The 14,300-nt window shown below is 44.0% G+C and carries 12 protein-coding genes; 5 read left to right on the forward strand and 7 right to left on the reverse strand.

What is annotated here, in order from left to right; translation table 11 throughout:
- The first annotated feature begins 18 nt into the window (after positions 1–18).
- Entirely contained in the window at positions 19–1,038 is a 1,020-nt protein-coding gene (locus PJIAN_RS03390; protein WP_068702007.1) for a phenylalanine--tRNA ligase subunit alpha, read from the forward strand.
- 182 nt (positions 1,039–1,220) lie between these two features.
- On the forward strand, positions 1,221–2,480 hold the full coding sequence (locus tag PJIAN_RS03395) for an MFS transporter (protein ID WP_068702009.1): 1,260 nt from the start codon (positions 1,221–1,223) through the stop codon (positions 2,478–2,480).
- A gap of 11 nt (positions 2,481–2,491) precedes the next feature.
- Here PJIAN_RS03395 and PJIAN_RS03400 read toward each other — a convergent pair whose 3' ends face one another.
- Positions 2,492–3,586 (reverse strand): acyltransferase, encoded by a 1,095-nt coding sequence (locus PJIAN_RS03400; protein WP_153802473.1) that lies wholly within the window; start codon positions 3,584–3,586, stop codon positions 2,492–2,494.
- A 148-nt stretch (positions 3,587–3,734) separates the two neighbouring features.
- Between PJIAN_RS03400 and PJIAN_RS03405 the strand changes: the two genes are divergently transcribed.
- Both PJIAN_RS03405 and PJIAN_RS03410 read left to right on the forward strand, forming a co-directional pair.
- Entirely contained in the window at positions 3,735–4,181 is a 447-nt protein-coding gene (locus tag PJIAN_RS03405) for a MarR family winged helix-turn-helix transcriptional regulator (protein WP_068702013.1), read from the forward strand.
- Positions 4,182–4,229: 48 nt separating this feature from the next.
- Complete coding sequence (locus PJIAN_RS03410; protein ID WP_068702014.1) at positions 4,230–4,865, forward strand: NAD(P)H-dependent oxidoreductase; 636 nt, start codon at positions 4,230–4,232, stop codon at positions 4,863–4,865.
- Positions 4,866–4,941: 76 nt separating this feature from the next.
- On the opposite strand, the gene asnA is transcribed toward PJIAN_RS03410, so the two are convergent.
- Complete coding sequence (gene asnA, locus PJIAN_RS03415; RefSeq protein ID WP_068702016.1) at positions 4,942–5,979, reverse strand: aspartate--ammonia ligase; 1,038 nt, start codon at positions 5,977–5,979, stop codon at positions 4,942–4,944.
- Between the two features lie 119 nt (positions 5,980–6,098).
- Positions 6,099–7,334, reverse strand: coding sequence for a M48 family metallopeptidase (locus PJIAN_RS03420; protein WP_068702018.1), 1,236 nt, complete (start codon positions 7,332–7,334; stop codon positions 6,099–6,101).
- A gap of 337 nt (positions 7,335–7,671) precedes the next feature.
- Here PJIAN_RS03420 and PJIAN_RS03425 point away from each other — a divergent pair, with 337 nt between their 5' ends.
- Positions 7,672–9,453, forward strand: a complete 1,782-nt coding sequence (locus PJIAN_RS03425; protein WP_068702020.1) for a hydroxymethylglutaryl-CoA lyase-like TIM-barrel protein — start codon at positions 7,672–7,674, stop codon at positions 9,451–9,453.
- Between the two features lie 166 nt (positions 9,454–9,619).
- On the opposite strand, the gene PJIAN_RS03430 is transcribed toward PJIAN_RS03425, so the two are convergent.
- From PJIAN_RS03430 to PJIAN_RS03445, 4 genes are all read right to left on the reverse strand, one after another.
- Positions 9,620–11,164: an STN and carboxypeptidase regulatory-like domain-containing protein gene (locus PJIAN_RS03430; protein WP_068702022.1), complete on the reverse strand. Its 1,545-nt coding sequence runs from the start codon at positions 11,162–11,164 to the stop codon at positions 9,620–9,622.
- A gap of 37 nt (positions 11,165–11,201) precedes the next feature.
- On the reverse strand, positions 11,202–12,059 hold the full coding sequence (locus PJIAN_RS03435) for a FecR family protein (RefSeq protein ID WP_068702024.1): 858 nt from the start codon (positions 12,057–12,059) through the stop codon (positions 11,202–11,204).
- 11 nt (positions 12,060–12,070) lie between these two features.
- Positions 12,071–12,631 carry an RNA polymerase sigma-70 factor gene (locus tag PJIAN_RS03440; RefSeq protein ID WP_068702724.1) on the reverse strand — a complete coding sequence of 187 codons (561 nt, stop codon included), beginning with the start codon at positions 12,629–12,631 and terminating at the stop codon, positions 12,071–12,073.
- Between the two features lie 168 nt (positions 12,632–12,799).
- Complete coding sequence (locus PJIAN_RS03445; protein ID WP_068702026.1) at positions 12,800–14,050, reverse strand: carboxypeptidase-like regulatory domain-containing protein; 1,251 nt, start codon at positions 14,048–14,050, stop codon at positions 12,800–12,802.
- Between the last annotated feature and the right edge of the window lie 250 nt (positions 14,051–14,300).

Consider the following 14,300-nt stretch of genomic DNA (forward strand, 5'->3'; position numbering starts at 1 on the left):
TGAAAAATTCATATCGTTATGATTGATAAGATAAACCAGCTGAAGGCCGAAGTGGAAAGCCTGACAGCCGCCACACATGAAAAAGCGGAAGAATTACGTATAAAATACCTCAGCAAAAAGGGAGAAATCACCTCTTTGTTCAATGCATTTCGTGAAGTACCAAACGACCAGAAACGTCAGGTGGGCCAGTTGCTTAACGAGTTGAAAGAGGCCGCCACTGCTAAGATCAACGAACTGAAAGAGTCGCTCGAAAACAGCGCTTCTGCCGGTAGCGAAACCGACCTGACACGTTCGGCCGATCCTATTCTGTTGGGAACACGCCATCCGCTCTCTATCGTTAAAAACGAAATCGTCGATATTTTTGCCCGCATCGGTTTCACCATTGCCGAAGGTCCCGAAGTAGAAGACGACTGGCACGTTTTCGGTGCACTCAACTTCCCGCCCGAACATCCGGCCCGCGATATGCAGGATACCTTCTTTATCGAAAAAGATCCCGATGTATTGCTCCGTACCCACACTTCGTCGGTACAGTCGCGTGTAATGCTCAACCAGCAACCACCGATCCGCGTTATTTGCCCGGGTCGTGTTTATCGTAACGAAGCCATTTCTTATCGTGCACACTGCTTCTTCCATCAGGTGGAAGGCCTTTATATCGACAAAAACGTATCGTTTGCCGACCTGAAACAGGCATTGCTTTACTTTGCCAAAGAGATGTTCGGCGAAGATACCAAAATCCGTTTGCGTCCGTCCTATTTCCCGTTCACCGAACCATCGGCCGAAATGGATATTTCCTGCAATCTTTGCCACGGAGAAGGTTGTCCCTTCTGTAAATATACCGGTTGGGTAGAAATCCTCGGTTGCGGCATGGTAGATCCGAACGTTTTGGAAGCTTGCGGTATCGATAGCAAGGTTTATTCCGGCTACGCTTTCGGGATGGGTATTGAACGTATCACCAACCTGAAGTACCAGGTGAAAGACCTGCGGATGTTCTCCGAAAACGATGTCAGGTTCTTACGGCAGTTCGAGTCGGCAAACTAATTGATAATTAAGTGATTATTATATAGGCTGTTTCATTTTGGAACAGCCTTCATTATTCCATCCAGCACACGGAATTCACGGATTGTACAGAAAAACACAGATTTTTTTGAAGTTATTTCAATTAAATACTTAGTGGGTTTCCGTCTTTTCCGTTTATTCCGTGTGCTGCTTTTATTTTTGAGATGAATCCAAAGAAACTCTTTTCCAACGAAGCATTTGATGTGCTGAAGATCGATAACGTTCGTTACTTTCTGACCTATCGGTTTGTGATGACCTGTGCCACCATGATGCAGTCGATTGTGATCGGTTGGCAGGTATACAGCCTGACGAAAAATGTGCTGTTGCTGGGCGTCATTGGTTTGGTAGAGGCAGTACCACAGGTTGGTATCGCCTTGTTTGCAGGCCATTTTGCAGATATCTGGGACCGGAAGAAAATCATACAATATACGACTATTCTCTTGCTGGTAGGAGCCGGTATTCTGTTGGCATACAGTGTTCCGGAACTCGATTGCTACACCCGCTTCGGTATCTTCCCCATGTTTATCACTATTTTCCTCACTGGTTTTGTGCGGGGAGTGCTAATGCCGGCACACACTGCTTTTCTTGGGCAAATTGTTCCGAGGGATAAGCTGACCAGCGCGGCAACCTGGAACAGTACCAACTGGCAATTGGCGGCCGTTATCGGACCTGCTTTCGGAGGTTTGCTGTACGGATTTTCAGGGGTTGTTCCGGCCTATTCGGGGGTATTTATCCTGTATGCCTTTGCAATCTATCTCATTAGCCGCGTGAAGAGTCAAAGAGTTGCTCCTGTCATCAATACCGACGAAAACATCTTTGAGCGCATCAGCGTTGGGGTTCGGTATGTATTCAAAAACCAGGTTCTTCTTGGCGCTTTCAGTCTCGATATGTTTGCCGTACTGTTTGGCGATGCGGTGGCGCTGTTGCCGGTTTTTGCTTCCGATATTCTGAAAACGGGACCCGAAGGGCTCGGTGTTTTGCGTGCGGCTCCGGCAGTGGGCGCCATCCTGATGTCGGTTTATCTGGCCTTCAATCCACCGGTCAACCGTTCGGGACGTAAACTGCTCTGGTGCGTAGCAGGGTTCGGTTTGGCGATTATTGCTTTCGCACTCTCCCGGAACTTCTATTTATCGGCATTTCTGTTGCTCTTGAGCGGTTCGTTCGACAATATGAGCGTGGTAGTGCGCGGCAGCATTCTTCAGCTCTATACTCCCGATGAGGTTCGCGGGCGCGTGGCGGCGGTCAACAGTATCTTTATTGGCTCTTCCAACGAAATTGGTACCTTCGAATCGGGGCTGACTGCAAAATACATGGGAACGATCCCCTCCGTTATTTTCGGGGGCTGCATGACATTACTTATTGTGGGCATTGCTTCCCGTAAAGCGCCTAAACTGCGGAAGCTGGAATTGAAAGATGCAGTCTGACAGCTAATTTGTCATCCTGAAACATGCTTTCCCAGAGGAATTTTAGACAAGAGGAAGGTGACTGTAAATGAGGCTAACAAGCAAACAATAGTCACACACGGAATCCCGATCAACGGATTGATAAACGAAGCCGTAAAACCGGCATCCGACAATTGGGTCAGGATGAAAACATGTGAGAGATAGATGCCAAAACTGTATTTGCTGATTAGATTTGTCACCAACCTGAATTTCCCCAGCGGAAGATGATAGTGCTTTATAAACACAAATAGGCCTGCAGCTGTGATAATTACATTGGGACTTAGATAGGTATAAAAATATCCGTTAAAATCACCGTCATTTTCCGAAGACAAATAAGTACCTATCATGGTGACGATCACTCCGGTAATGAAGAGCAGAAGTCCCATTGTTTTTGCCCTTTTTCCCTCAATTTTATACGCTAACAGGTAACCGAGGATGGGATAACCCAGATAGCCCGAAAAATAAGTAAAATCGATATTGGGCACCGAAGGATTGACTCCCGGCAAATTGAACAATAACACGCAGATCCATACGATGATGTAGTAGAATATCTCTTTCCCGGAACTATTAACGATCCATTTGCTTACTAATGGAATAATGAGATAGACTCCAATCAGCATGTATACATACCACAGGTGATATGAGGCGCCGGTTTTGAGTTGATAGACAATGTAACTGTAGGTTTGCCAAAAGTCCATTTCGATTCCGTGCTCCCTTTTCAGATAGATTTTGTAAGCAATGTAAATCAGGCTCCAAAAGAGGAAGGGCAGTAGGATTCTGGTAATGCGTTTTTTGAAGAATTCTCCTAACTTGTAACTCTTTGGCAGAATTAAAGCACCGGTTAGCATCAGAAATACCGGTACACAAAAGCGGACAAGGCTGTCGAATACATTCGCGATCCACCACTCCGATTGCGGAACATCGCCATATTTATTCACTATTCCGGAAGAAACATGCAAAATGATAACACTCACAGTTGCAAGTGCTCTGAGGTCGTTTGCCCAAACAAACTTCTTTTTCTGGTGATGCATGTTGATGCTTTGTTGGTCGTTAAGCCCCGATAAATGGAATTGTAATACGCGGCGCAAAATTACACTTTTTTTACAGATCAGGCTACTTTATCCGCTGATGCCGGTTCTCTCTTTTTATTCGTATTAATACAGTTTAATATATTATGCGAAATAATATTGCGCACAATGTATTATCTTTGCACCCGAATTTTAATATTATCAGGAAGTGTTACAATTAGACAATCAGGCTTGTTTTCCGCTATATGCCCTTTCTCGGGAAATTATTAATCACTACCGTCCGTTACTGGATGAGTTGGATCTTACTTACCCTCAATATCTTGTAATGATGGTGTTGTGGGAATCGCAGCCTCAGACGGTGAATCAGTTGGGAGAACGGTTGTTGCTCGATTCGGGCACGCTGACTCCATTGTTGAAACGGCTTGAACAAAAGGGACTGATTTCAAGAAACAGGCGTTCATCTGATGAACGTGTAGTGGAAATTTCGCTGACAATAGACGGGGTTGATCTTAAGTCTTCTGCAACAGACATTCCCGGGAAGGTGATGCAAAGCATGAATGTGACTCTGGAAGAATTGACTGAGCTGCGCAATGTTGCCCGTAAGTTATTGGCAAAAACCAACCGTGGTTGTACTTCTGCCGGCAAAACCGAATAATCGGACTCTTCCTGTTTGTTTTATATCAAAACTGTAAACTACATTATTATGACATTACTAGAAAATCTTCAGTGGCGTTATGCCACGAAACAGTACGATCCTAACCGAAAAGTTGCTCAGGAGGATGTCGATAAAATTCTGGAAGCAGCTCGTTTTGCGCCTACTTCCTCCGGGTTACAACAATTCAGAGTATTGGTTATTACCAATCAGGAATTGAAAGAAAAAATAGTCCCTATCGCCTGGGATCAGCAAATAGTGGCCGACTGCTCGCACTTGCTGGTTTTTGCGGCCTGGGATCGCTATACCGAAGAGCGTATCGATACAATTTACGATTACACGACGGATGAACGCGGCTTGCCCCGTGGTCGTTTCGGGTCGTACACCGACAAAATCAAGGCTCTTTATCTGCAACAAACTGCCGAAGAAAACTTCGTACACACTGCACGTCAGGCCTACATCGGTTTTGCGATGGCTATTGCTCAGGCAGCCGAACTCAAAGTGGATGCAACGCCAATGGAAGGTTTTTCTCCCGATGAGCTGGATGAATTACTCGATTTGAAGTCGAAAGGGTTGAAAAGTGTGCTTCTGTTGCCATTGGGCTATCGCGATGCCACTAATGACTGGTTGGTAAATATGAAGAAGGTGCGGAATCCGAAAGAAGAGTTTGTTATCGAATACAAATAAGATATTTTTGAACGAAACTTTGTACAAGGGGCATATTGAAAACAAAAAAGAGAGCCAAAACGGCTCTCTTTTTTAATTATATCAAGTTGATATTTAATTTTTTACATTGTTCATACATTTCTTCGGGCCAGATGCTTGCCTGAATCTCTCCGATATGGGCTTTGCGCAGGAAAAACATACAAAGGCGTGATTGCCCGATACCGCCACCTACCGAAAGGGGCAACGAATCTTCCATCAGTCGTTTGTGGAAATACATTTGGAGGCGTTCTGTTTTTCCTTCCATCTCAAGTTGTTTAATCAGGGAGGCCTTATCTACCCGGATTCCCATGGAAGAGACTTCAAACGGAATTTCAAGAACCGGATTCCAGAGAATGATATCCCCGTTAAGTCCCGGAAGCCCTTTCTCACCGGCAGTAGTCCAGTCGTCATAGTCCGGCGCACGACCGTCGTGTTTTTCGCCGTCGCTAAGCGGACCACCAATACCGATAATAAATACCGCACCGTATTGTTTGGCTACATTATACTCACGTTCTTTAGGCGAAAGATCCGGATAGAGCTTGCGCAGCTCTTCGGCATGAATAAAGGTAATATCGGAGGGCAACGAAGGACGTATTTCTGGAAAACTCTCCGAAACCAGGTATTCGGTGCGAAGAAGCGTGCTGTATATTCTTCTTACAATTGATTTCAGAAAATCGATATTGCGTTCTTCGGCCGACATAACGCGTTCCCAGTCCCACTGATCCACGTAAAGGGAGTGCAGGTTACCCAGTTCTTCGTCGGCACGGATGGCGTTCATGTCGGTGTAAATGCCGTAGCCTTGTTCGATATTATAGTCGGCAAGCGTCACCCGTTTCCATTTAGCCAGCGAATGTACAACTTCGGCGCGGGCATCATTCATATCTTTAATGGGGAAATTTACGGCACGCTCCACTCCGTTCAGGTCGTCGTTGATACCAGTGCCCTGCAATACGAAAAGAGGAGCTGTGACGCGACGTAAGCGTAATTCGGCAGAAAGATTGGCCTGAAAGAAATCTTTGATTTTAGTGATTCCCAATTCTGTTTGTTGAAGATTCAGAATGGGCGTGTAGTTTTTCGGTTCAATTAGATAACTCATAGAAATGTGATTTTTTATAGATCAGACAAAAAGAATAACAAAGTTAATCAAATTGCTACAAAACTCCCCGGTAAAATCACAAATCCAATATTTTTAACTAACAAAAAGGCAGAAATACGCTATTCACGATTCTGAATCCGCTCCATCCGTTGCAACAATGTGGGATGAGAATAATGAACAAAAACGTAAGCTGGGTGGGGATTAAGGTTACTCAGCGCCTGTACAGAGATTTTCTGCAATCCGCTTATAAGTGCATCTCCGAGGCCGTAGTTTGCGGCAAAAGCGTCGGCTTCATATTCATGCTTCCGGGAGAATACATTCATTATAAGTCCAAGAATAATGGATATTGGCTGGTAAAGTAAACCGAATACCACGATACCGATGTGGAATGAAGGTTGCGAGGCTCCCAGCACTTCAGCTGAAACCGGTAGACGGAGAAATAATGACAGTATATATAAAAGGATAAATGATTGTACAAATGATGAAATAAGAGACGATACTACATGTTTCTTTTTGTAGTGTCCTACTTCATGTGCCAGCACGGCAACGACTTCTTCGGTGGTTAGTTGTTCAATGAGAGTGTCGTACAGCACCACCCGTTTCTTACTTCCGAAGCCTGTAAAATAGGCATTGGCCTTTGTGCTGCGTTTCGATCCGTCAATGACAAAGATATTTTTCAGGCTGAACCCTGCTTTTTGGGCAAATGCTTCAATTGCGGTGCGAAGCTCTCCTTCCTCAAGCGGTTTTTGCTTATTGAAGAGAGGAACAATCCATTCGGAATAGAAAAGCAGCATGATAAGAGAGAACAGCGAAATAGCAGCCCAGGTTGCCAGCCAGAAATTGTCTCCTAATTGCTGATACAACCAAAGGATCAATGCCAGAATGCCTCCGGCTAACACAATCGTCAACAAAAGGGACTTGAGTGAATCCAGAATAAATGTCTTTGCTGAGGTTTTATTGAAGCCAAAGCGTTCTTCGATCACAAAAGTGCCGTAAATGCTGAAAGGCAGAGTGAGCAATTCGTTCCCGACAAACAGGATGCCGAAAAAGAGTAACGAGGTTACAATGCTGTTGTCGCTGATGCTGCGGGCAATGTTATCGACCCATGCAAAACCGCCCAACAATAGCATCCCCAATTCCAGTGTTAATGCGAATAAGCGGGTATAATCTTCAAACCGGCTGTTTGCCAATGCATAGTTTTGCTGTTTTGCATATTTTTCTTCATCATAAATTCCGATTAGTTTTTCAGGAATAACGGGAGAAAGCCGGCTGCGGTTGAGGATCGAAAGTATTTGTTCAAGCAGGTAATCGCCTGCCACAAAAATAATAATCAGGATAAATAGGTGTAAAGCCATAGAATTTAAATTTGAAGGGCAAATTTAGCTATTAAGAGGGTATTCGGACGAAGCCTTTGCAATAAAAATAAAATGACTGTTCTTTTCGTTTTCCGTATCGTCCAATAGAATGTTTTATCACTCCGTTTTTAAGATTTTTCAACGGGTGCAAAGAGAGAAAAATGGTTTCATACTGAAACTATCCGATTCTTGCTTCAAATGCCTAAAAATCATGCACAAATACTATACAAGTGTGCAATTTGATTAGGTGTTTTTTAAGAAAAAATAAACATCAAAAATACATGCCAAAACTGGTTTTTTGGTTAACTTTGTGGCAAAACAAACATCACTTACTTATATGTCACGCGAAATAAAATTCAGTTTAGTGTACCGCGACATGTGGCAAGCTTCTGGAAAGTATGTGCCACGTGTTGACCAACTTACAAAAATTGCACCGGTAATTATCGATATGGGCTGTTTTGCCCGTGTAGAGACCAATGGTGGTGCTTTCGAGCAGGTTAACCTGCTTTTTGGTGAAAACCCTAACAAAGCCGTTCGTGAATGGACAAAGCCGTTCAACGATGTAGGTATCCAGACACACATGCTGGAACGTGGTCTTAACGGCCTCCGCATGTTCCCTGTACCTGCCGATGTACGTCAGCTGTTCTTCAAAGTGAAACATGCTCAGGGCACCAACATCTCACGTTCATTCTGCGGCTTGAACGATACCCGTAACCTCGAATTGTCGGTAAAATATGCAAAAGAAGCCGGCATGATTTCGCAGGTTGCCTGTTGTATCACCAACTCGCCTATCCATACTGTGGATTATTACTTGGCAATGGTGGACAAAGTGGTTGAATTCGGTTGCGACGAAATCTGTCTGAAAGACATGGCCGGTATCGGTCGTCCTGCTTTCCTTGGCGAACTGACAGCCGCTATCAAAAAACGTCATCCGCATATCAAAATTCAGTATCACGGTCACACAGGACCTGGTTTCTCTGTTGCTTCAATGCTTGAAGTTGCCCGTGCAGGTGCTGACTACCTTGACGTTGCAATGGAACCGCTCTCCTGGGGTATGGTTCACCCTGACGTGATTACTATTCAGGCTATGTTGAAAAACGCAGGCTTTACAGTTCCTGATATCAACATGGAAGCTTACATGGAAGCTCGCTCATTGACACAATCATTCATCGACGACTTCCTCGGTTACTTCATCGATCCGGGTAACAAGGTGATGACTTCTCTCTTGGTAGGTTGCGGCTTGCCAGGCGGTATGATGGGTTCTATGATGGCCGACCTGAAAGCAATGCACGGTGCTATCAACATGGCGCTGCGTGCTCAAAAGAAACGTGAAGTAACCATCAACGAACTGGTTGTTCTCTTGTTCCAGGAAGTTGAATACATTTGGCCACGTTTGGGTTATCCTCCTTTGGTAACTCCGTTCAGCCAGTATGTGAAGAACATTGCGTTGATGAACGTAATGCACATCCTGAAAGGCGAACCTCGCTGGAGCACCATCGACAAAAATGCATGGGACATGATTCTGGGTAAAACCGGTAATCTCCCCGGCGAACTGGCTCCAGAAATAAAAGAACTGGTTAAGAAAAACGGCTTTGAATTCTATACTGGCAATCCTCAGGATGCATTCCCTAACGAACTGGACAAATACCGTGCCGAAATGAAAGAAAACGGCTGGGATGTTGGTCAGGACGAAGAAGAACTGTTCGAATTCGCAATGCACGAACGCCAGTACCGCGACTACAAAAACGGTAGCGCTAAAAAACGTTTTGAAGCTGAACTTGAAGCTGAAAAAGCAAAAGCAGGCGCTCCGATCATCATTACACGTCCGGTGGTTGAGGTTCCGAAAATCGACGTTACAACCGTTCAGGAACAATATCCGAATGCGAAAGCCGTTCAGGCTCCTGCCAAAGGACAAATGTTGTGGGAATACGATGTGGTTGACGCATCGAAAGCTCCTAACATCGGTGATGCAGTGAAAGAAGGCGATACAGTTGGTTATATCCAGACTATTTACGGTATCGAGCCGGTTAAGGCTGCTTTTGCCGGTAAAATTGTCGCTACTTATCCAAAACAGGGCGATATCATCGAAAAAGGCGAAATCCTTGCTTTTGTTGACTAATATCTTTCAACAATAAAATCAAAGGCCCCATGATCTGTAAACAGGTTATGGGGTTCTTTTTTTGGAAAACGAAGAGGCAACCATCTCCCGGAAGAGAGGTTGCCTCAATTGTTTTTGCGCCTCAGTGCGCACTACTACATACAATCTTTATTTGCCCGGTCTTTGGTTAGTTCCCATCAGCAGAAGCTTCCACTTTGGCCGAAATCTTCTCTATGGCTTCATTCAGCTTTTCCTGCGGAAGTATGATATTGAAATCTCCCCAGAAGGAGGTGTCGTAAACATATTGTGTATCGGCAAATATCTTATTCAGAGGTACCCGTTCTGTTTTTGGGAAAGGTTTTACATCCACCGTATCAATTTTACAGGTTGCCGACTCGAAAAAGATATGCATCGGACTATAGAATAATTGCCGTTTTTGTTTCATTCTGAAAAAGAGATCGCCTCTCAGATGGCTGACGTAATATTTACCGTTCCATTGCTTGTAGGCTACGCTGTAGTAGATTTGCTGCGGTTTGATCTGCACATCACGACTACGTTTCACGATAAACAGGGATGCCGCCTGATCTATATGCCGCGGATCAACTTCAAATTCAGCACGTAACAGTGCCGAATTGTTAGCATCTATGTAGAGTCGGCCCCGATACATAGGATCGCTTATATCCGACTTGGGCTCAAAAGCTACCACATGTGCCAGATGCGAATCATATTCTACCATGTCGATTTTATTGTAATTGAACGGTGTGTTGTCGCTTATATCCATAAAATCGGGAAGATTTTTCATCAAATCAATGAGCAACGAAGCTTCGGGACCGGCTTTCATTTTCAGCACAAGCGTGTCTTTATTTGCCTCATTGGTTATTTTACGCATCTTCAACAGCTTTATCTGTCCTTCGGAAGGCGATTCGTATGACGGTTTGAAGACTTTGAAAACGGCTTCGGAAAGGTAGAGCAGGTCTTTTCTTTTTTCAATTCCTTCGCGATAAAACGACGTCAGGTACGATGGTTCCTGAGGATAGTTTCTGGAGCGGAATTCAACCACCTCCTGTACTATTTTCTTTGGGTTGACCATTCGGACGATCACTTCCTGCAGTGGAACAATGCGTTGGTTCATGTAGATCGTGCGCGAATTTCCTCCAAAAAGAGCTATAGGAATTTGTTTTGCCTCGTATCCGAGATGAGATACATGCAGCATGGCATCCTTGTATTTTATCGGGATTTTCAAGGCAAAACGCCCGTCGGCATTTGCAATGGTACCGATACTGGTGCCATCTATCCCAATGGTACAATCGGCAATGGGGTCGTTATTTAGTTTATCATAAACGGCGCCATTAACGTTGATTGAAGTAACCGAATCGGGCTTTGGATAATCCGGTACAATTGCACGGACGACAGGAATTGCTTGCTTTTTGTCGATAAGGATGTAACGATCCACAACAGAGAGTGTATAGTTGCTGTTTCCCAGAACCCGGAGGATGGCGTCGCGAAGGGTGTAAGTGCCGGCTGGTAGCTTTACTTTCCGTTCATTGTCAGTCACTTTGCTGTCATATATAAAGCTGTAACCGGAAAGCTCTCCTATTTTGTTTAGTAACTCGTAAACGGAGCTTTTTTGCTTTGGAAGAGACAACAAACGCTGTAGCGGTTCCTGAGCGTGAACTGCCGACAGCGTGAGTATAAAGAACAAAATATGAAGAAACAAAAAGCGTTTAGTCATATATAACAGAGATTTAAGGCTTTAATTACAGGATGCGTTACGGCTGTGAAATAAAAATCGAATCCTGAGTTACTTCTCTTTTGAGGTGAAGAGCCAGGCTGATTACCTTCGTCATTCCTTCAACATCGTTGTTATAAAATTGCACATTCAGTTTATGGGTTTTAATAGCTTCACCTTGCAGAGCAACTTTACGTTGTGAATACCGGTTGATGACCTGAACTATTTTTTCAAGGGGTTCGTCTTTGAACTTCATGTGTTTGGTGAAGCTTTCCAACAAACTGGTGTCTGTATATTTGGTTTTTTGCCAGTGATTATCAACAATTGCGGCCTGTTCGCCTGCCACAACATAAGCAAACTCTCCGTTCGATTTTTGGGTTACTTTCACCTTCCCTCTGAGAACTGCCAACTCAAAACTACCTTTGGCATCGCTTTTTACATTAAAGGCTGTACCTAACACTTCAACGATAATCTTCTTTGTTTCAATGCGGAAGGGTTTTTCGGGATTTTTGGCAATATCAAACAGTGCATTTCCCTGCATTACCACTTCGCGGGAGTCGTTGGCAAAGCGTGCCGGATAGAATAGCGAGCTGCTACCTGCCAGATAAACCGTTGAGCCATCCTCCAGTGTCTTTACAAGAGTATTGTCAGCGTCATTGTTGCGCATCGAAAGCAACGGCGTTTTATGCCGGTCGGGGACGAAATAGCGGATAACCACCGTGGTGAGGCAAAGAGCAAACATGGCAGCTACTGCCCAACGGAAGACCGGCATCGCAAAAATGCTGCGTTCTTTCGCGGCAATTGGGATGAGATTGTCCTCTTGCAGCCTTGCATGCAGGTTATTCCATGCTTTATCGATGTCAATCTGCTGTATATCGTTGTTATAATTATCGGTCATTGTAGTAGGTATTATGCGGACGTTTGAGTATTGGAGAACTGCTTTAAATCTTTTCGGAGGAGAGCCAGAGCCTTTGTCATTTCGGCCTCAACGGTCTTTACTGACACGGACAATTCCTGAGCGATTTCGCTATATTTTTTGCCGTCGAAACGACTCATGCAAAAGATTTTGCGTTGCCTTTCGGGCATACGTTTCAACGATAGCGTAAACTGTGCTTCAAGTTCTTTGTACTCCAGTTCATCAACAGGAGTAGGATTTCCGTGCTCAATAAATCCTCCCATTGCTTTCTCACGATAGTTCTCTTCAATTTGCGCATGTTTCAGATAATGGAAAGCCCGGTTTCGGGTAGCCTGATAGAGATACGATTTTAACGACAACCGGATTTGTAATTCTTCCCGCTCTTTCCATAACAGGAAAAACAGATCTTGTACGATTTCTTCTGCAACAGGCATATTGTTGAGGTACGAATTGGCGTACCTGCACAATGGATCATAGTAGTTGCGGAAGAGCTTTTCAAAGGCCTTCAGATCGTTATTCCGTATCTTTGAAAGTAGCAGTAGTTCGTCCAGCATAGCATCAGTTTGGGTTAAGGTTGTATCTCTGCGATTGAACGAAAGATAATTCAAAGATACGTGATAATTTAACTATTGGCGCACAGAAGATTGAAAAAATATACAGTAATCAGTACGCAGTTTGCAGGTTTTTGGCTGCATACAGGGTACTGATTACCGAAGACTTGTTTATTTCTGTTTTCTCAGTTTGTTTACAGCGGCGTCCAGCGATTCAGTCGGAGCAATGATATTATAGTTTTCCCAGTATGCTTCGTCGTAGAAAGAAGGAACTTTATCAGTAAATGCCTGATCGGACTTAAATGCTTCCTTGTAAGGAATTGCTTCCGTTGGTTGCATAGTCCTGTCGGTGGCTACCATTTCCGAAACCAGATCATACTTGCTGGAGAACAGACGGCGTTTCCAGTCGCATTTGAATTTGGCTTCGCTGCGTACGTAGTTGAGGTAATATGTTCCGTTTTGTTCCTTGTAAGTAATTACAAATGAGAATTCAGACGGACGGAATCGTAACCCAACCGGTTTTTTAACCAGCATCATGTTAATTGCTTTGTCGAGATCCTGCATGTCGAGACTGAATTCCACTCTCGTGAATGCCAATGTTTCCTGATCGATGTAGTATTTACCGTTGTAGAGAGGAATCGGCAAAATAACACCCGGTTTGAAGCTGATAACATATTGCAGGCGATTGTCAATGCTTACAGGGTCTTCCATTGCGTAGGTGTAGCATGGCAGAATTTCTTTATCCAACAATACATCGGGATTTTTTACGATGTCAAGCATTACGGCAAGGGTAGGGCCACCCATCAATTTAACTGCAAGTGTATCCGAACTTTTCTGGCTCAACAATTGTCTGCCTTTGAAGATTTTTACACGGTCTTTGAACATAGAGTGATCGTATGCGTCTTTGTAAAGATTGACAACAGCTTCCGAAATCTGGATGTATCGTTTCCCTTTTTGAGCTGTTTCGCGATAGAATCCGGTAAACAGGTCAGCGCTTTTGCTATAGTTTGAAGGAATCTTGTTAATAGCCTGTTCTACCAGTTCTCGTGGCATTTCCGGACGGATGGTCACTTCTCTCAGCATTCGTGGATTTGGAGTCATGCTGACAACAGCATCCGAACTGTTTCCTTCCATGGCGATTCGTTTGTTTTTATAGGCAAGATGAGAGAACTCTATCTCTTTCGCATTGAGCGATGCTTTGACTTTCAAGGTGAATTCTCCATCGGCATTGGTAATGGTACCGATATTGGTGCCCGGGACGGATACATTAACATAGCCCAGATTCTTTTTGGTTTGTGCATCTTTTACCACGCCGCTAACGGTGTAATAATTTTCTCCCGATTGGGCTGCCAGCGGAGAAAAATGAGCCAACAGCATCACTGTAAGCATGCAGCTAAACCATTTTACGATAGTTGTTTTCATAATGGTTGAAATTAAAGTGTTGTAGGATAGTTTTTATTTGTGTCAGGCTGCATTGGTGCCAGCCTTTATCTTTTGCTTTTCGAATCTAAGACCCTTCACGTGAAAAATACCCTAAAATTTTATCAAAAAAAATTGCAAAGCCTTTCTCCATGAGATGAATCGTGAAAAACCGCTACCTTTGTCCTCCAGAAATTACGCATTTAATATCTTGGCAAAGAAGCGACGCTAAACTTGTAAAGAATGCTACGTC

The organism is Paludibacter jiangxiensis (assembly GCF_001618385.1).
GTDB classification, from domain to species: Bacteria; Bacteroidota; Bacteroidia; order Bacteroidales; family Paludibacteraceae; genus Microbacter; species Microbacter jiangxiensis.